Annotated in this window: 16 protein-coding genes; 4 read left to right on the top strand and 12 right to left on the bottom strand. The window is 62.6% G+C overall.

The window, feature by feature from the left end; all coding sequences use genetic code 11:
* Positions 1–97 precede the first annotated feature (97 nt).
* The 7 genes from HU760_RS01210 to HU760_RS01180 all read right to left on the bottom strand — a co-directional run bounded on the left by HU760_RS01210 (position 98) and on the right by HU760_RS01180 (position 9534).
* Positions 98–1000 carry a response regulator gene (locus HU760_RS01210; protein WP_186671814.1) on the bottom strand — a complete coding sequence of 301 codons (903 nt, stop codon included), beginning with the start codon at positions 998–1000 and terminating at the stop codon, positions 98–100.
* 164 nt (positions 1001–1164) lie between these two features.
* Entirely contained in the window at positions 1165–1935 is a 771-nt protein-coding gene (gene phoU, locus HU760_RS01205; protein ID WP_170033850.1) for a phosphate signaling complex protein PhoU, read from the bottom strand.
* 64 nt (positions 1936–1999) lie between these two features.
* The gene (gene pstB, locus HU760_RS01200) at positions 2000–2833 is read right to left on the bottom strand and encodes a phosphate ABC transporter ATP-binding protein PstB (protein ID WP_186671812.1); all 834 of its coding nucleotides are present in this window, start codon (positions 2831–2833) and stop codon (positions 2000–2002) included.
* A 72-nt stretch (positions 2834–2905) separates the two neighbouring features.
* Positions 2906–4522, bottom strand: a complete 1617-nt coding sequence (gene pstA / locus HU760_RS01195) for a phosphate ABC transporter permease PstA (protein WP_186672958.1) — start codon at positions 4520–4522, stop codon at positions 2906–2908.
* Positions 4523–4593: 71 nt separating this feature from the next.
* Positions 4594–6882 (bottom strand): ABC transporter permease subunit, encoded by a 2289-nt coding sequence (locus HU760_RS01190; RefSeq protein WP_186671810.1) that lies wholly within the window; start codon positions 6880–6882, stop codon positions 4594–4596.
* 139 nt (positions 6883–7021) lie between these two features.
* Positions 7022–8020 (bottom strand): phosphate ABC transporter substrate-binding protein PstS, encoded by a 999-nt coding sequence (locus HU760_RS01185; RefSeq protein ID WP_186671808.1) that lies wholly within the window; start codon positions 8018–8020, stop codon positions 7022–7024.
* 224 nt (positions 8021–8244) lie between these two features.
* Positions 8245–9534: an MFS transporter gene (locus HU760_RS01180; protein ID WP_186671807.1), complete on the bottom strand. Its 1290-nt coding sequence runs from the start codon at positions 9532–9534 to the stop codon at positions 8245–8247.
* 361 nt (positions 9535–9895) lie between these two features.
* Between HU760_RS01180 and HU760_RS01175 the strand changes: the two genes are divergently transcribed.
* Both HU760_RS01175 and HU760_RS01170 read left to right on the top strand, forming a co-directional pair.
* On the top strand, positions 9896–10294 hold the full coding sequence (locus tag HU760_RS01175; protein ID WP_003253317.1) for an acyl-CoA thioesterase: 399 nt from the start codon (positions 9896–9898) through the stop codon (positions 10292–10294).
* Positions 10295–10365: 71 nt separating this feature from the next.
* A complete protein-coding gene (locus HU760_RS01170; RefSeq protein WP_186671804.1) occupies positions 10366–11262 on the top strand; it encodes a D-hexose-6-phosphate mutarotase in 897 nt (298 codons plus the stop codon).
* Between the two features lie 62 nt (positions 11263–11324).
* Here the strand turns inward: HU760_RS01170 and HU760_RS01165 are convergent, their stop codons facing one another.
* From HU760_RS01165 to HU760_RS01145, 5 genes are all read right to left on the bottom strand, one after another.
* Positions 11325–11894 (bottom strand): DUF3299 domain-containing protein, encoded by a 570-nt coding sequence (locus tag HU760_RS01165; RefSeq protein WP_186671801.1) that lies wholly within the window; start codon positions 11892–11894, stop codon positions 11325–11327.
* A gap of 12 nt (positions 11895–11906) precedes the next feature.
* Positions 11907–12152, bottom strand: a complete 246-nt coding sequence (locus tag HU760_RS01160) for a GlsB/YeaQ/YmgE family stress response membrane protein (protein WP_003253308.1) — start codon at positions 12150–12152, stop codon at positions 11907–11909.
* A 97-nt stretch (positions 12153–12249) separates the two neighbouring features.
* The gene (locus HU760_RS01155; protein WP_186671799.1) at positions 12250–13332 is read right to left on the bottom strand and encodes a 5-(carboxyamino)imidazole ribonucleotide synthase; all 1083 of its coding nucleotides are present in this window, start codon (positions 13330–13332) and stop codon (positions 12250–12252) included.
* 10 nt (positions 13333–13342) lie between these two features.
* Positions 13343–13834, bottom strand: coding sequence for a 5-(carboxyamino)imidazole ribonucleotide mutase (purE, locus tag HU760_RS01150; protein ID WP_170033866.1), 492 nt, complete (start codon positions 13832–13834; stop codon positions 13343–13345).
* 170 nt (positions 13835–14004) lie between these two features.
* On the bottom strand, positions 14005–14937 hold the full coding sequence (locus HU760_RS01145; RefSeq protein WP_186671796.1) for a LysR substrate-binding domain-containing protein: 933 nt from the start codon (positions 14935–14937) through the stop codon (positions 14005–14007).
* Positions 14938–15119: 182 nt separating this feature from the next.
* Between HU760_RS01145 and aspA the strand changes: the two genes are divergently transcribed.
* Together aspA and HU760_RS01135 are read left to right on the top strand one after the other, a co-directional pair.
* Positions 15120–16544 carry an aspartate ammonia-lyase gene (gene aspA / locus HU760_RS01140; protein ID WP_003260072.1) on the top strand — a complete coding sequence of 475 codons (1425 nt, stop codon included), beginning with the start codon at positions 15120–15122 and terminating at the stop codon, positions 16542–16544.
* A gap of 179 nt (positions 16545–16723) precedes the next feature.
* Positions 16724–17716 (top strand): AraC family transcriptional regulator, encoded by a 993-nt coding sequence (locus HU760_RS01135; RefSeq protein WP_186671794.1) that lies wholly within the window; start codon positions 16724–16726, stop codon positions 17714–17716.
* The last annotated feature ends 12 nt before the right edge of the window (positions 17717–17728 follow it).

Raw genomic sequence — 17728 nt, 5'->3', positions numbered from 1 at the left:
TGGTCGGATGGCGTCAGCAGGATTGGCCCATCGCCGGCAAGCCAGCTCCCACAGAAAGCACGGCCAGAAGTTGGCGCGCTCCTGTGGGAGCCGTTGCTCAAGCCCCGGGGGTGAAGTGCTTCTGTGCAGTCCCGCGGGCAATCAGGCGCGACAGGTAGTCGAGCTTCTGGGCATCCTGGTCGACGAACTTGAACGTCAATTGCAGCCAGTCACTGTCGGGTTTGGGCTCCAGTGCCACCACCGCATGCAGGTAACCGTTGAGGCGCGCGACTTCGGCGTTCTCGCCCTGCTCCAGGTTCAGCACCGCGCCTTCCAGCACCTGCGGCAGCGATTCGCCACGGCGAACCACCAGCAAGGCCTCTTTCAGGCTCAGCGCCTTGATCACGCAGGCCTGCATGCCACTGGCCAGGCGCAACTGGCCCTGGCCACGGCCGGTCGGCGCTGGCGCAGCGGGGGCGGGAGCAGGGGCACTGACCAATGGCCTGGCAGGTGCCGACGCCGCTGCCGGGGCGGTGACCTTTGCCACTTCCGGCTTACCGGCGGTCAGGGCGCTCAACGAATCGTTGGCGAACGCCGAGTTGATTCGCGCCGGGCCGCTGCTCATCACGCTGTCGAGCTTGCCGATCTTGCTCAGGGCCTTTTTCACCTTGGTCAGCAGTTGTTCATTGGTGAACGGTTTGCCGACAAAATCGGAAACCCCGGCCTGGATTGCCTGGATCACGTTCTCCTTGTCGCCACGGCTGGTCACCATGATGAACTGCAGGTTTTTCAGCTCAGGCTGCTGACGGCACCAGGTGAGCAGTTCCAGGCCGGACATTTCCGGCATCTCCCAGTCGCACAGGACCAGGTCGAACGCTTCCTTGCCCAGCATCGCCATTGCCTTGCGACCGTTGACGGCATCGTCAATGGTCATGCCCGGGAAGGCATTGCGCAGGCATTTGCGGACCAGGTCACGGATGAACGGAGCGTCATCCACAACCAGCACATTCACTTTACTCATCGATACTCCTTCTGAATCCCGGCTAGCCTACCGCCGAATAATGGCCATTTGCTACAACCTGGTCACGCCGGGACTTCTTCACATCGTTCGCGGGTGCCTGCCGGCTCCTCGACCGCAAACGAAAACGCCCGGCCAAGGCCGGGCGTCGATGCTCGGGAGCAACCTTACTTATCGTCAGGTTCAGCCGGAACATTAGCTTTTTCGCCGTCATCGACTGCGGTGCCCTGCACTTCCGCAGTCATGCGCTTGAGGCCCATGTGGCGCACATCGGTGCCGCGGACCAGGTAGATCACCAGCTCGGAGATGTTGCGCGCGTGGTCGCCGATACGCTCCAGCGAACGCAGGACCCAGATCACGCTCAGCACCCGCGAGATCGAGCGCGGGTCTTCCATCATGTAGGTCACCAGCTCGCGCAGGGCGGTCTTGTATTCACGGTCGATGGTCTTGTCGTACTGGGCCACCGACAACGCCAGGTCGGCGTCGAAGCGGGCAAAGGCGTCCAGCGCATCACGGACCATGTTGCGCACCTGGTCGCCGATGTGGCGCACCTCGACGTAGCCACGCGGCGACTCGCCTTCCTCGCACAACTGGATGGCGCGGCGGGCGATCTTGGTCGACTCGTCACCAATGCGCTCCAGGTCGATCACCGACTTGGAGATGCTGATGATCAGGCGCAGGTCGGAAGCCGCTGGCTGACGACGGGCCAGGATCCGCAAGCACTCCTCGTCGATGTTGCGCTCCATCTGGTTGATCTGCTCGTCGACCTCGCGCACTTGCTGGGCCAGGCCCGAGTCGGCCTCGATCAGCGCGGTGACCGCGTCGTTGACCTGTTTCTCGACCAGCCCGCCCATGGCCAGCAGGTGGCTGCGCACCTCTTCGAGCTCGGCGTTGAACTGCTGGGAAATGTGATGGGTAAGGCTTTCTTTGTTGATCATCATTCGCTCCGCGAAGAAGCTCAAAGCTTCAAGTAATCGTCTGGTTCCCTGTGCCGCAGGGCTGCTAGCCGTAGCGACCGGTGATGTAGTCTTCGGTCTGCTTCTTCGCCGGGTTGGTGAACAGGGTGTCGGTATCGCCGAATTCGACCAGCTTGCCCATGTACATGAACGCGGTGTAGTCAGAGACACGGGCCGCCTGTTGCATGTTGTGGGTCACGATGACGATGGTGTACCTGGATTTCAGTTCGTAGATCAGTTCCTCGACTTTCAGGGTCGAGATCGGGTCCAGTGCCGAGCACGGTTCGTCGAGCAGCAGCACCTCCGGCTCCACGGCGATGGTGCGGGCGATGACCAGGCGCTGCTGCTGGCCGCCGGACAGGCCCAGGGCCGAATCATGCAGGCGGTCCTTGACCTCGTCCCACAGGGCCGCGCCCTTCAGCGCCCACTCGACTGCTTCGTCGAGCACGCGCTTCTTGTTGATGCCCTGGATACGCAGGCCGTAGACCACGTTCTCATAAATGGTCTTGGGGAACGGGTTGGGCTTCTGGAACACCATGCCAACACGGCGGCGCAGCTCGGCCACGTCTTCGCCCTTGCGGTAGATGTTGTTGCCGTACAGGTTGATGGCGCCTTCCACACGGCAGCCGTCAACCAGGTCGTTCATGCGGTTGAAGGTGCGCAGCAGGGTCGACTTGCCGCAGCCGGACGGGCCGATGAAGGCGGTCACGCGCTGCTTGGGAATGTTCATCTGCACGTCGAACAGCGCTTGTTTGTCGCCGTAGAACAGGCTCAGGCCCGGCACTTCGATGGCCACGGTTTCTTCAGCCAGGCGCAGGCCTTGCTTGTCGCGGCCCAGGGCAGACATGTCGATGCCGTGGGCGTGGGATTCTTGCTGCATGGTCAACTCCATACGCTAACAATTCGTTTCAAAGGGCCGCGCCACCTGGGCGCGGCACGCTTGCGATCAGGATCAGCTATCGAGGGCTTTGTACTTTTCGCGCAGGTGGTTGCGAATCCACACGGCCGAGAGGTTGAGGGCCGCGATCACCAGCACCAGCAGCAGCGCCGTGGCGTACACCAGTGGCCGCGCGGCTTCGACGTTGGGGCTCTGGAAGCCGACGTCATAGATGTGGAAGCCCAGGTGCATGATCTTCTGGTCCAGGTGCAGGTACGGGTAGTTCCCATCCACCGGCAGCGACGGCGCCAGCTTGACCACCCCCACCAGCATCAGCGGCGCCACTTCACCGGCGGCGCGGGCCACGGCCAGGATCATGCCGGTCATCATGGCCGGGCTGGCCATGGGCAAGACGATTTTCCACAGGGTCTCGGCCTTGGTCGCACCCAGGGCCAGCGAACCCTCGCGCACGGTGCGCGGGATACGCGCCAGGCCTTCCTCGGTGGCGACGATCACCACCGGCACGGCCAGCAACGCCAGGGTCAGCGATGCCCACAGCAGCCCCGGGGTACCCAGGGTGGGTGCCGGCAACGCTTCGGGGAAGAACAGGCGGTCGATCGAACCACCCAGCACGTAGACGAAGAAGCCCAGGCCGAACACGCCATAGACGATCGCCGGCACCCCGGCCAGGTTGTTCACCGCGATGCGGATCAGCCGGGTCACCGGGCCCTGCCTGGCGTATTCGCGCAGATAGACGGCAGCCAGCACCCCGAACGGGGTAACGATCACGGCCATGATCAAGGTCATCATCACGGTACCGAAGATGGCCGGGAAAATACCGCCTTCGGTGTTGGCCTCACGCGGGTCGTCGCTGAGGAACTCCCACACCTTGGTAAAGTAGCTGCCCAGCTTGGTGAAGCCCGACATGGCATTCGGCTGGATGGCATGCACCACCTTGCTCAGGTTGATCTCCACTTCTTGGCCATTGGCATCGCGGGCCACCAGGCTGTCACGCGCAAATGCCTGGTGCAGGCCGGTCAGGCGCTCTTCGATGGCCTTGTAGCGGCTGTTCAGCTCGGCGCGGTCGGCGTCCATGTCGGCCTGGGCAGCGGCGTCCAGCTTGCCGTCCAGCTCCAGCTTGCGGGCCTGCAGGCGCAGGCGCTCGAGGCCATGGTTGATGGCACCGATGTCCTTCTTCTCGAGGCTTTGCAGCTCGCTGTTGAGTTGGTTGGCACGCTTGAGTCGGGCCTGCAGCTCGCTCCAGGCGGCAGGCCCCTCGGCGACCACCCGGCCTTCTTGCTTGACGCTGACCAGATAACCGTAGAAGTTGCCCCACTCGCGGCGCTCCAGGGCAACCAGGTCGGCCGGGTGCTGCTCATCGACCAGCCACTCACCGACCACCCAGGTGAAGTCGCTGCCGTTGAGGTCGCGGTTTCCGACCTTGATCAGCTCGCGGGTCATGAATTCCGGGCCCTGGTCAGGCACCGGCAGGCCGGCGCCCTTCAGACGGGCCCGGGGTACTTCTTCCTTCTGCACCACTTCGCCGATGACGACGTGATCGGCCTGGCCCGGTACCTTGTAGGTAGCCTGGACAAGATCGGCCGGCCAGAAGTGGCCCAGCCCGCGCACGGCAATCACCGCCAGCAGGCCGACGGTCATGATCACTGCCATGGCCACCGCGCCGCCGCTCATCCAGACGCCTGGGGCGCCGCTCTTGAACCAGCCTTTGAGGGAATCCTTTTTCACGGATCGCTACCTTTCTATCAAAGCGACGAGTATTTCTTGCGCAGACGCTGGCGAATCAGCTCGGCCAAGGTGTTCATGATGAACGTGAACATCAGCAGTACCAGCGCGGCCAGGAACAGCACGCGATAGTGGCTGCCGCCGACTTCCGATTCCGGCATTTCCACGGCCACGTTAGCGGCCAGGGTACGCATGCCGTCGAACAGGTTCAGCTCCATCACCGGGGTGTTGCCGGTGGCCATCAGCACGATCATGGTTTCACCCACCGCACGGCCCATACCGATCATCAGCGCCGAGAAGATACCCGGGCTGGCGGTGAGGATGACGACGCGGGTCAGGGTCTGCCAGGGCGTGGCACCGAGCGCCAAGGAGCCCAGGGTCAGGCTGCGCGGCACGCTGAACACGGCATCTTCGGCGATGGAGTAGATGTTCGGGATGACCGCGAAGCCCATGGCGATACCCACCACCAGGGCGTTGCGCTGGTCGTAGTTGATATCCAGGTCGCGTTTGATCCACAGGCGCATGTCGCCGCCGAAGAACCAGGTTTCCAGGAGCGGGCTCATGTACAAGGCGAACCAGCCGATCACCAGGATCACCGGGATCAGGATGGCCGCTTCCCAGCCATCCGGAATGCGCTGGCGAATCGACTCGGGCAGCCGGCTCCAGGCAAAGCCTGCTGCCAGGATGCCGATCGGCATGATCACGAACAGGCTGAATACGCCCGGCAGGTGGCCCTCCAGGTAGGGGGCGAGGAACAGGCCGGCGAAGAAGCCGAGAATCACCGTCGGCATCGCTTCCATCAGTTCGATCACCGGCTTGACCTTGCGGCGCATGCCCGGGGCCATGAAGTAGGCGGTGTAGATGGCTGCGGCAATCGCCAGCGGGGCCGCCAGCACCATGGCGTAGAACGCCGCCTTGAGGGTACCGAAAGTCAGCGGCGACAGGCTCAGCTTGGGCTCGAAGTCGGTGTTCGAGGCAGTCGACTGCCAGACGTACTTCGGCTCGTCATAGTTCTCGTACCAGACCTTGCCCCACAGCGCGCTGAAGGAAATTTCCGGATGCGGGTTATGCAGGCTCAGCGGCAGCAGCTTGCCGCCCTCTTCGATCATGATGCGGTTGGCGCGGGGCGACAGGGCCAGGATGCCGGCGCTTTCGGCGGCCTGCTCGACCAGCAGGGTACGGTGCGCCGTGCTGTGGAACACGCCCAGTTTGCCCTCGGCATCCAGGGCGATGAAGCCCTTGCGGCGCTCCTCGGCGTCGATCTGCACGATCGGGGCCTTGCCCATCTGGAAGCTGCGAATCTGCTTGAAACGCGATTCGCCATCCGGGTCGCGGGCCATGAACCACTGGGTCAACCCGCCTTTGGAGTCGCCCACGATCAGCGAGATGCCGCCAACCAGCTGGGCCGTGGCGGTAATTTCGGTGTCCGCACTTTCAGACAGCTTGTACCGGCCATTGAGGCTCTTGTCGCGCAAGCTGAAGACGTCGGCAGTAGCGCGACCGTTGATCACGTACAGCCAATGCTGACGTGGATCGATGAAGATGTTCTTCACCGTTTCGGTCATCTGCGGCAGTTCGATGCGGTTCTGCTCGGTGGTGACCTCGCCGGTCATCATGTTTTCGCTACGGGTCAGCTCGACCACCTGCAGGTGCGCGCCGGTGGAGCCGGCCAGCAGCAGGACGTCGCCATTGACGTTGACGCTGACGTGATCCAGTGCCTGGCCCTGGTCATCGAGCACGAACGGCTGCTCGCCGTACGGGTAGTCGATTCCGGGGTCGATGGTTTTCTTGTTGTCGGGGTAGGTAATCTTGTAGCTGTGGTGGAACACCAGGGCCTGGCCATTGGACAAGCCCAGCACCACCAGCGGGCTGCCCGGCTGGTCGGTACTGATCGAAGTCACCTGGGCACCTGCCGGCAGCGGCAGGTCGACCCGCTTGAGCGCGTTACCGGTCTTGGTATCGAAGAACAGTGCCTGGCCCTTGTCCGAAACGCGCATGCCCACCAGGTTCTGCTCTTCAAGCGCGATCATCAGCGGCTTGCCAGCATCCTGTTGCAGCCAGGTTGGCTCCAGGGCCTTCTTGCTGGTCAGCTCGGCGCCCTGGAACAGCGGCAGCACCACATAGGCCAGATAGAAGAAGATCAGGGTGATTGCCGCCAACACGGCAAGCCCGCCCACCAGTACATACCAGCGGGTCAGGCGGTCCTTGAGTGCGCGCATGCGGCGCTTGCGTTGCAACTCCGGCGTATTGAAGTCAATCCGCTCGGGCTGGTTATCTTGGGTCATGGTGGAGTTGGCCAGATCATTCATGCGCACACCCTAGCGATCCCGTATGACAAAAACATTACAAAGTAGTGACGCACGAAAGCCCGCCGCACAGTAAGCCTGGCTTCGGGCTGGATAATCGTGGAAGAGGCCGGGCAACCGCGCCGGCCTCCGCCTCAGTTACTTACTTTTTTGCGACGCTACCCGAGTGGGACAGGCCCAGGTCAGCCAGGGTCTTGTCGACGACCTTCGCTGGCAGCGGGATGTAGCCATCCTTCACCACGATCTGCTGGCCGGCTTGCGACAGCACCAGCTTGACGAACTCGGCCTCCAGCGGAGCCAGCGGCTTGTTCGGCGCCTTGTTGACATACACGTACAGGAAGCGCGACAGCGGGTAGGTGCCGTTCAGGGCGTTGGCTTCGTTGTCTTCAACGAACTCGCCGCCTTCTTTCTTGGCCAGGGCTACCGTCTTGACGCTGGCGGTCTTGTAGCCAATGCCCGAGTAGCCGATGCCGTTCAGCGAGGAGCTGATCGACTGCACGACCGAAGCCGAACCAGGCTGTTCATTGACGTTAGGCTTGAAGTCGCCTTTGCACAGGGCTTCTTCCTTGAAGTAGCCATAGGTGCCGGATACCGAGTTGCGGCCGAACAACTGGATTGGCTTGTTGGCCAGGTCGCCGGTCACGCCCAGGTCACCCCAGGTCTTGACGTCGGCTTTGCCACCGCACAGGCGGGTGGAGGAGAAGATCGCGTCGACCTGGGCCATGGTCAGGCCTTTGATCGGGTTGTCCTTGTGTACGAACACGGCCAGGGCATCGACGGCAACCGGGATAGCGGTTGGTTTGTAGCCGTACTTCTGCTCGAAAGCCTGCAGCTCGACATCCTTCATCTTGCGGCTCATCGGGCCGAGGTTGGCGGTGCCTTCGGTCAGCGCGGGTGGCGCGGTGGAGGAGCCGGCAGCCTGAATCTGGATGTTTACGTTCGGGTATTCCTTCTTGTAGGCCTCGGCCCACAGTGTCATCAGGTTCGCGAGGGTGTCGGAACCAACGCTGGAGAGGTTGCCCGAAACACCGGTGGTCTTGGTGTAGGTCGGGATTGCAGGATCGACAGCGGCTACCGCGTTGGCGGTTGCAACGCCAGCGGCGGCAAAGGTGAGGGCCGCCATCAAACGCTTCAGTTTCATGCCTTGCTCCTAGCAGGAATAGGGGGTGTTGGATGGAACGGGGCCCAGTATCTGTAGGCCGCATGAATACGATATGACTTGAATATGACAATTGGATGAAAGGCCATCCCTGAACGCAGGCCTGCCCTCTCCGCGATTAAAGCCGCCCCTACAGGATTCGCACCGGCCTCAAGGGCAGCGCTTCATCTGCTCGAGCGGCATTGGCCGCCAACAGGCCAGCAGCCTTAGCGCTTGTTGGCGAGCAGATACAGCCCTACCAGCAGGCCAACGGCGCACAGCCCCGCCACATAGTAGGCAGGCGCCATCGGGCTGACCTTCAACAGCGCAGTCACCACCATCGGCGTCAACCCGCCAAAGATGGCGTAGGCCACGTTGTACGAGAACGATAGCCCACTGAACCGCACCACCGCCGGAAACGCCTTGACCATCACATAAGGCACCGCACCGATCACGCCCACGCACAAACCGGTCACCGCATACAGCGGGAACAGCAGCTCGGGCCGGGTCGGCAGGCTGTGGTAGAAGGTCCAGGAGCTCGCCAGCAGCAGCAGGCTGCCGATCACGAACACACGGCCAGCACCAAAGCGGTCGGCCAGACTGCCCGCGCCGATGCAGCCGAAGCTGAGCAGCACGATCGCCAGGCTGTTCGCCTTGAGGGAATCGGTCGGGCTGATATGGTAGATGCTCTGCAACAACGCCGGAGTCATCAGGATGACCACCACGATGCCGGCAGACAGCATCCAGGTCAGCAGCATCGACAGCACGATCGGGCCACGATGGTCACGCAGCACGGCACGCAGCGGCAGCTCCTCGGCCAGCGCCTTGCGTTGCTGCATCTCGGCAAACACAGGGGTTTCGTGCAACCAGCGGCGCAGGTACACCGAGAACAGGCCGAACACACCGCCAAGCAGGAACGGGATGCGCCAGGCGTAATCGGCTACTTCTTCTGCGCTGTAGACGCTGTTGATCAGGGTGGCAACCAGCGAACCGAGCAAGATGCCCGCGGTCAGGCCGGCAGTGAGGGTGCCGCAGGCATAGCCTGTGTTGCGCGCCGGCACGTGCTCGGACACAAACACCCAGGCTCCTGGTACCTCGCCACCGATTGCCGCGCCCTGGATCACGCGCATCATCAGCAGCAGGATCGGTGCCCACAGGCCGATCTGCGCATAGGTCGGTAACAGGCCCATGATCAATGTTGGCAGGGCCATCATGAAGATACTCAGGGTGAACATCTTCTTGCGCCCAAGCAGGTCACCGAAATGGGCCATGATGATGCCGCCCAGCGGTCGCGCCAGGTAGCCGGCAGCGAAGATGCCGAAGGTTTGCATCAGGCGCAGCCATTCGGGCATGTCGGCAGGGAAGAACAGCTTGCCGACCACAGTGGCGAAGAATACGAAGATGATGAAGTCGTAGAACTCCAGCGCGCCGCCCAGTGCGGACAGTGAGAGGGTCTTGTAGTCACTGCGGGTCAGCGGCCGCGAAGGCTGCTCGATACTGCTCGGCACGGAAGTCATCGCTGATTGTTCTCTTTGTAGGGCATGCAGGCCACTTGGCACGCGGCTTCTGGGTAGGTGACAGGCGAAGATAGCAAATTGCCGGGCGGGGCCGAAAGCGATACAAAATCCATACACATATTCATGAATGCGCGGTCGTCGCTGGCCGTTATGCTCTATATACTGGCGATTCGTAGGAAAAGGTTGCTCCTAACGTGGGATGTTGTGCGAAAACGCCGGTCATTATTGTCAGGCGGTTTCGCAGAGTTTCCCTACGGCCGCCCAGTGAAACGAAATCGGCGTAGTATGTTTCAAGCTGAATCGTTTACCCGGCCCTTGCGCCACACCAACGAAAAGCGTCACGGGTCAGAGGCCCCATCGCATGATTGAGCTCGAACAAGAAGATCCTATCCCGCAGGGCGACCTGGCCTTGCAGATCACCGCACTCCCGCGCGAGACCAACGGGTTTGGCGATATCTTTGGCGGCTGGTTGGTCGCCCAGATGGACCTGGCCGGGACCGCCATGGCCAGTCGTGTCGCCGGAGGCCGTGTGGCCACCGTGGCCATCGACCGCATGGCTTTCCTGGTGCCAGTGGCCGTTGGCGCACAGTTGTCTTTCTATACCCAGACCCTGGAAATCGGCCGCAGCTCGATCCAGATGATGGTCGAAGTATGGAGCGACGACCCGCTGTCCAGCGAATGGCGCAAGGTCACCGAAGCGGTCTTCGTCTTCGTCGCCATCGACGGTAGTGGCCGCACCCGCTCCGTACCTCGTCGCTGAGCCACGCCGGCGGTAAACTCATTGCATGTGCCCGGGTCCAAGGCCCACTGGCAATCAATGAGATGAATGCAATGGCTACCTTCCAGGTCGTAAGCGAGCAACATGGCGAACTCAACTGCTGGCGTATCAGCAGCAACCACGCCGAACTACTGATCGCCCAGCAGGGCGCGCAGATCCTCAGCTACCAGCGGGTTGGCGAGCCGCCGCTGCTGTGGCTGAGCGACCAGGCCATCTTCCGCCAGGGCAAGTCGGTACGCGCCGGGGTGCCGGTGTGCTGGCCGTGGTTCGGCAACCTGCAGCGCAACCCCCAGGCCGTGCAGGCCATGTACCGTGGTGAACAGGCGCCTGCCCACGGCCTGGTGCGCGCACGCGACTGGCAGTTGCTGGGCATCGAGGAAGCGGGCGACGTCCTGCGCATCGAATTCGAACTGCCGGAAGCGCAGGGTGACCTGCCCGGCTGGCCCCACGACGTCGAGCTGAAGCTGGTGGTGGAGCTGGGCGAGGACTTGCAGCTGAACCTCACCAGCCGCAACATGGGCAATACCCCCGTTACCATCAGCCAGGCCCTGCATAGTTACTTTGCGGTCAGTGACGTGCGCCAGGCGCGGGTCGAGGGGGTCGAGGGGCTGGGCTATATCGAGACCCTGGCTGACTGGGAACAGCGTCAGCAGCAAGATGCGCTGGCCTTCGCCGGGGAGACCGACCGGATCTACCTCGCGACCCCGCCAAAACTGAGCATTGTCGACCCGCATTGGAACCGGCGTATTACCTTGACCAGCAGCGGGTCGCGCTCGGCGGTGATCTGGAACCCCTGGACCGAACGGGCGCGGGAGTTGCCGGACATGGCCGATGACGGGTGGCAGCGGATGCTGTGCATCGAAACGGCGAATGTGTGGGATGACCTGGTGGAGTTGCAGCCTGGAGCCAGCAGTTCGCTGGGGGTCAGGATTGGCTGTGAAGTGATCTGAATCTTGCAGTGCCTGTTCGGGCCCCTTCGCGGGTTTACCCGCGAAAGGGCCGGTGCAGGCAATCAGAGGTCTGCGTCCTCCACCACCCTCACCTTCCCGGCATCCAGCGCATAGGCTGCATCGGCCAGGTCATTGCTGACCTTCTCCACCTTCAGCGTGCCGCTGACCCACAGCGGTGTGTAGATGTCATCGATTTTCAGGCCTTTCGGGTAGCGCACCAGCACCAGCTGGTTCGGCGGTGGCGGCGGCACATGGATGCACGCGCCCGGGTATGGCACCAGGAAGAACAGCGTACTGTTGCCCTTGGCGTCGCTTTCCAGCGGCACCGGGTAGCCGCCCAGGCGGATGTCCTTGCCATTCATGGCCGCCACGGTCTTGGTCGAATACATCACCGCCGGCAGGCCCTTGCTCTGCTTCAGGCCGCCCTTGGCGGTAAAGGTACCCATGGCTTCCGGTGAATTGTGGTCGATTTCGGGCATCTGCTCGAGCGCCTTCTGGTCTGACTTGGGCATCAGCTCAAGCCAGTCGGTTTCTGGCAGTTCGGCATGGGCCAGGGCACTGACCAACAGCAAGGGGGCAAGGAAAAGGGCACGCATGAAAATGCTCGGCAACTCGGAAGAATTGCCGGGCATTCTACCCAGTATTCAACGCTTCTTGATGAATCCGTAGATCACCAGTAGTACGACCGCACCCACCAGGGCGCCAAGGAAGCCTGCAGCCTGCCCGGCCTGGTAAATGCCCAACGCCTGGCCGCCATAGGTGGCCAGCAGGGAGCCGGCAATACCTAGCAGGATGGTCATGATCCAGCCCATGCTGTCGTCGCCCGGCTTGATGAAGCGAGCCAGCAGGCCGACGATGAGGCCGATGAAGATGGTTCCAATGATGCCCATGGCGATCCCTCTGCAATGAAGAATGGAACAAGCCAAAGCCTAGACAGCGCTTTGGCTTGTTGCCATTTCAGAGGGCATGCCGTGGGTAGAAGTTCGATCAGTTGCCGATCAGGCCTTCTACTTCGGCAATCTTGCGCTCCAGGGTCGCCATGTCGTGGCAACGCAGGGTGGCGTGGCCGACCTTGCGCCCGGCCTTGAACGCCTTGCCATAGTGATGCAGGTGGCAATCACCGATGGCGACCACCTTGTCCACGGCCGGCACTTCACCGATGAAGTTGAGCATCGCGCTCTCGCCCACCTTGGCAGTCGAACCCAGTGGCAGGCCGGCGACGGCACGCAGGTGGTTCTCGAACTGGCTGCACTCGGCGCCTTCGATGGTCCAGTGCCCGGAGTTGTGCACGCGCGGGGCGATCTCGTTGGCCTTCAGGCCACCGTCGACTTCGAAGAACTCGAAGGCCAGCACACCGACATAGTCCAGTTGCTTGAGCACGCGGCCCACGTAGTCTTCGGCCAGGGCCTGCAGCGGGTGCGCCTGACTGGCGACCGACAGGCGCAGGATGCCGCTTTCATGGGTGTTGTGCACCAGCGGGTAGAAGCGGGTTTCGCCATCGCGGGCACGTACGGCCACCAGCGACACTTCGCCGGTGAACGGGACGAAGCCTTCCAGCAGGCACGGCACACTGCCCAGCTCGGCGAAGGTACCGACCACGTCCTCAGCCGTGCGCAGTACCTTCTGGCCCTTGCCGTCGTAACCCAGGGTGCGGGTTTTCAGCACGGCCGGCAGGCCGATGCTGGCCACTGCGGCGTCCAGGTCTGCCTGCGAGAGGATGTCGGCGAATGCCGGGGTGGGGATACCCAGGTCGCGGAACATGCTTTTCTCGAACAGGCGGTCGCGGGCGATGCGCAGCGCTTCGGCGCTGGGGTATACCGGCACGAACTGCGAAAGGAAGGCCACGGTCTCGGCCGGGACGCTTTCGAACTCGAAGGTGACCAGGTCGACTTCGTCGGCCAGTTGGCGCAGGTGGTCCTGGTCACCGTAGTCGGCGCGCAGGTGCTCGCCCAGTGGCGCGGCACAGGCATCTGGTGCCGGATCGAGGAAGGCGAAGTTCATGCCCAGCGGGGTACCCGCCAGGGCCAGCATGCGGCCCAGCTGGCCGCCACCGATTACACCGATCTTCATGGGTAGAGCCTCAAGCCTGGCGCGGGTCTGGGTTGTCCAGCACGGTCTCGGTCTGCTCCGTGCGGAACTGCTTGAGCGCCGTGTGGTACTGCGGGTATTTGGCACCGAGGATGCTGGCCGACAGCAGTGCAGCATTGACCGCACCGGCACGGCCGATGGCCAGGGTGGCAACCGGTACGCCGGCAGGCATCTGCACGATCGACAGCAGGGAATCGACACCCGACAACATCGACGATTGCACCGGTACGCCCAGCACCGGCAGGTGGGTCTTGGCCGCGCACATGCCAGGCAAGTGGGCTGCGCCACCGGCACCGGCGATGATCACCTCGATGCCCCGCCCTTCAGCCTCTTCGGCGTACTGGAACAGCAAGTCCGGGGTGCGGTGGGCGGAAACCACCTTCACTTCGTAGGGAATGCCGAGTTTTTCCAGCATATCGGCGGTGTGGCTAAGGGTGGACCAATCGGACTTGGAGCCCATGATCACGCCAACCAGTGCACTCATCGTCGAGCCTCTTCGCTTGTGCGCCCTTGGGCGCGTCAAAAAACAACAAGCCACGCGGGACGGCCGGCGTGGCTTGTTTGCTGATCAGGACCGGACGCATCCGGTCGAAAGGCCGCGCAGTATACCGTAAGGTGGCGCGTTTAAGGCACCCCGGCGACCAACTGTCGCCCTTATTTTTCGGGGCCTTGGCTGACTTTCGAGTCAACCATGGCTGCCCCCTCCAACTTGCGCCACAGCAGCCTTACGTTGGCCTTGCGTACCAGGGCGCAGCGATACAGGCGGATCTCCAGCGGCACGTGCCATTGGCTGCCGCCACAGATTGCCAGCTCACCCCGTTCGAGCTCGCCACGCATCGACAGGCGCGGCACCCAGGCGATGCCCATGCCCTCCAGCGCCATGCTCTTGAGACTGTCGGCCATGGCGGTTTCATAGACCGTGGTATAGCGCAGGTTACGCTGGCGCAGCAGCAAGTTGACCGAGCGACCGAGGAATGCACCGGCGGTATAGGCCAGCAGGGGCACGCTGCCCTCGCCCTCAAGGTCGAACAACGGCTTCCCGTCGGCATCTACGGCGCACACCGGCAGCATTTCGGTAGTGCCCATGTGCAGCGATGGGAAGATTTCGGCGTCCATCTGCAATGCGGCGTCCGGGTCATAAAAGGCCAGCATCAGGTCGCAGCCACCTTCGCGCAATGCATGCACGGCATCTCCGACGTTGGTCGCAACCAAACGGGTGGCAATGTTCAGGCCGTCGTTGCGCAACTGGGCCACCCAACGGGGGAAAAAGCCCGAGGCCAGGGAGTGAGCCGCAGCTACCTGCACCACTTCGCCTTGCCCACCCTCAAGATGATGCAAGTGGCGAAGAATTTCGCTCAACTGGTCGACAACGGTACGTGCCGTGACCAGAAATAGTTGGCCAGCCTCGGTCAATTCTATCGGCGTGCGGGAACGGTTCACCAGTTGCAGGCCCAACGCCGCTTCCAGGCTGCGGATGCGCCGGCTGAATGCGGGTTGGGTCACGAAACGTCGCTCTGCCGCCTGGGAAAAACTACGGGTAGCCGCCAGCGCGCTGAAGTCTTCCAGCCATTTGCTTTCAAGGTTCACGAAGCACATCTCCTGGCATGCACCAAAATGGAACACGCTCGAATGTCAATTGGCGTCACATGAAACACTATGCCGTTTGTGCATAGGTTAGCGTGCAACAGCATTTGCCGCAAAATCGCCTTCAGGCCTAGGATTGGCGCCATTCCGGCATGTGCCGGGTCAAAATCGAGATGATATCCATCATGTCCTCCGCTGCATCGTTCCGCGTCGAAAAAGATCTGCTTGGTACCCTTGAAGTCCCTGCCGATGCCTACTACGGCATCCAGACCCTGCGCGCTGCCAACAACTTCCACCTCTCCGGTGTTCCGCTGTCGCACTACCCGAAGCTGGTCGTGGCCCTGGCCATGGTCAAGCAGGCCGCTGCCGACGCCAACCGTGAGCTGGGTCACCTGAGCGATGCCAAGCACGCTGCCATCACCGCAGCCTGCGCCCGCCTGATCAAAGGCGACTACCACGACCAGTTCGTGGTCGACATGATCCAGGGTGGTGCCGGTACTTCCACCAACATGAACGCGAACGAAGTCATTGCCAACGTCGCGCTGGAGGCCATGGGCCACCAGAAGGGTGAATACCAGTACCTGCACCCGAACAACGACGTGAACATGGCGCAGTCGACCAACGACGCCTACCCGACGGCCATCCGTCTGGGCCTGCTGCTGGGTCATGACGCCCTGCTGGCCAGCCTCGACAGCCTGATCCAGGCTTTCGCTGCCAAAGGCAAAGAGTTCGACCACGTACTGAAGATGGGCCGTACCCAGCTGCAGGACGCGGTGCCGATGACTCTGGGCCAGGAATTCCGCGCCTTCGCCACCACCATGACCGAAGACCTGCAGCGCCTGCGTTCGCTGGCTCCGGAACTGCTGACCGAAATCAACCTGGGCGGTACCGCCATCGGCACCGGCATCAACGCCGACCCAGGCTACCAGGCCCTGGCCGTACAGCGCCTGGCCGCCATCAGCGGCCAACCGCTGGTACCGGCTGCCGACCTGATCGAAGCCACCTCCGACATGGGCGCCTTCGTGCTGTTCTCCGGCATGCTCAAGCGTACCGCCGTCAAGCTGTCGAAGATCTGCAACGACCTGCGCCTGCTGTCCAGCGGCCCGCGCACCGGCATCAACGAGATCAACCTGCCGGCGCGTCAGCCAGGCAGCTCGATCATGCCAGGCAAGGTCAACCCGGTTATTCCGGAAGCAGTCAACCAGGTGGCCTTCGCCATCATGGGCAACGACCTGGCACTGACCGTCGCCGCTGAAGGTGGCCAGCTGCAGCTGAACGTGATGGAACCGCTGATCGCCTACAAGATCTTCGATTCGATCCGCCTGCTCCAGCGCGCCATGGACATGCTGCGCGAACACTGCATCGTCGGCATTACTGCCAACGAACAGCGCTGCCGTGAACTGGTCGAACACTCGATCGGCCTGGTCACCGCTCTGAACCCGTACATCGGCTACGAAAACGCCACCCGTATCGCCCGCGTTGCCCTGGAAACTGGCCGCGGTGTGCTGGAACTGGTGCGTGAAGAGAAGCTGCTGGACGACGCGATGCTCGACGACATCCTGCGCCCCGAGAACATGATCGCTCCTCGTCTGGTTCCGCTGAAGGCATAACCAGGCCGCTGTAAACAGTCTCACCAGGTCGAGGGACTAGACACCTCTCAACCTTTACAAGGCCCGAGCCTATGCTTCGGGCCTTTTTTTTGCCTGCGCATTTGCAGATCGCGTCGTAGCCACGGATAACGGCACACAACTTGCTCCATAAAGCGTCCCAGCCCAACGGGACTCCCAGCATGCTGCACAGCCACCTGACTACTCTCAACGCGGTTTCGCTGATCCTCAACGTCTTCCAGGCTGACGGTTGCGAGGCGTCGGCGCTGCTGGCCGGCAGCGGCATCGGCCCGGCAGACCTGGGGCATGCCGATGCACGTATCACCACCCAGCAGGAACTGCAGGTATGCGCCAACGCCGTTGCCCGGCGCGAGGACATCGGCCTGGAACTGGGCCGGCGCATGCATGTGTCGTGCTACGGCATGCTCGGTTACGCCCTGCTCTCCAGTGCCACTTTGGGTGACGCCTTGCACCTGGCGTTGCAGTATCCGGCACTGCTGGGAACAGTCTTCAAGCTGCGCTTGCTCGACGACGGTCAACGGGTCTGGTTCAGCGCCAGCGATTGCCATGACAGCCCTGCCCTGACCGCCTTCAATGCCGAGTTCTGCCTGGTTTCGCTGAAAGTCATCTGCGACGACCTGCTCGGTCGCCCGCTGCCGTTGCTGGGCGCCCGCTTCGAACACGCTCGGCCCAGCTATCACGCGCTCTACGCCGATGCATTCCAGTGCCCGGTCGGTTTCGACGCCGAGGACAATGCCTTTGCTTTCGAACGCCGCTGGCTGGATATGCCGCTGCCATTGGCCGATCCGATTACCCACAAGGCCATGAGCGAACGCTGCCGGCGCCTGAACCTGGAATTCACTGGCCGCCAGGCCTGGCTGGGGCGGATCCGCCAACTGCTGGCCCAGCAACTGGATGCGGCGCCCGGGCTGGAAGGCCTGGCGCGGCAGATGAACTGTTCATCGCGTACCCTGCGCCGGCATTTGCAGGCCTTGGGCAGCAGTTATCAGCAACTGCTGGATGAGCTGAGGTTCGAGCGGGCCAAGCAGCTGCTGGCTGACGAGCAGATGCCGATCTACCGGATTGCCGAGGCGCTGGGATTCAGCGAAACCGCCAGCTTCCGGCATGCCTTCCAACGCTGGAGTGGCGTGGCACCCAGCCATTTTCGCGGTTGACCGGTGCCGGCC

The sequence above is a fragment of the Pseudomonas oryzicola genome, from assembly GCF_014269185.2.
Lineage (GTDB): Bacteria > Pseudomonadota > Gammaproteobacteria > Pseudomonadales > Pseudomonadaceae > Aquipseudomonas > Aquipseudomonas oryzicola.
The sequence above is the reverse complement of the archived record's forward strand: the minus strand, read 5'-3'. Positions and strand labels throughout refer to the sequence as shown.

Coding starts and splice junctions, on each gene's coding strand:
- aspA (WP_003260072.1), top strand. CDS start 15,120: ATGTCCTCCGCTGCATCGTTCCGCGTCGAAAAAGATCTGCTTGGTACC.
- HU760_RS01160 (WP_003253308.1), bottom strand. CDS start 12,152: ATGGGCATCATTGGAACCATCTTCATCGGCCTCATCGTCGGCCTGCTG.
- pstB (WP_186671812.1), bottom strand. CDS start 2,833: ATGCAGCAAGAATCCCACGCCCACGGCATCGACATGTCTGCCCTGGGC.
- HU760_RS01185 (WP_186671808.1), bottom strand. CDS start 8,020: ATGAAACTGAAGCGTTTGATGGCGGCCCTCACCTTTGCCGCCGCTGGC.
- HU760_RS01155 (WP_186671799.1), bottom strand. CDS start 13,332: ATGAAGATCGGTGTAATCGGTGGCGGCCAGCTGGGCCGCATGCTGGCC.
- purE (WP_170033866.1), bottom strand. CDS start 13,834: ATGAGTGCACTGGTTGGCGTGATCATGGGCTCCAAGTCCGATTGGTCC.
- HU760_RS01165 (WP_186671801.1), bottom strand. CDS start 11,894: ATGCCCGGCAATTCTTCCGAGTTGCCGAGCATTTTCATGCGTGCCCTT.
- phoU (WP_170033850.1), bottom strand. CDS start 1,935: ATGATCAACAAAGAAAGCCTTACCCATCACATTTCCCAGCAGTTCAAC.
- HU760_RS01135 (WP_186671794.1), top strand. CDS start 16,724: ATGCTGCACAGCCACCTGACTACTCTCAACGCGGTTTCGCTGATCCTC.
- pstA (WP_186672958.1), bottom strand. CDS start 4,522: ATGAGCGGCGGCGCGGTGGCCATGGCAGTGATCATGACCGTCGGCCTG.
- HU760_RS01175 (WP_003253317.1), top strand. CDS start 9,896: ATGATTGAGCTCGAACAAGAAGATCCTATCCCGCAGGGCGACCTGGCC.
- HU760_RS01180 (WP_186671807.1), bottom strand. CDS start 9,534: ATGACTTCCGTGCCGAGCAGTATCGAGCAGCCTTCGCGGCCGCTGACC.
- HU760_RS01190 (WP_186671810.1), bottom strand. CDS start 6,882: ATGAATGATCTGGCCAACTCCACCATGACCCAAGATAACCAGCCCGAG.
- HU760_RS01210 (WP_186671814.1), bottom strand. CDS start 1,000: ATGAGTAAAGTGAATGTGCTGGTTGTGGATGACGCTCCGTTCATCCGT.
- HU760_RS01170 (WP_186671804.1), top strand. CDS start 10,366: ATGGCTACCTTCCAGGTCGTAAGCGAGCAACATGGCGAACTCAACTGC.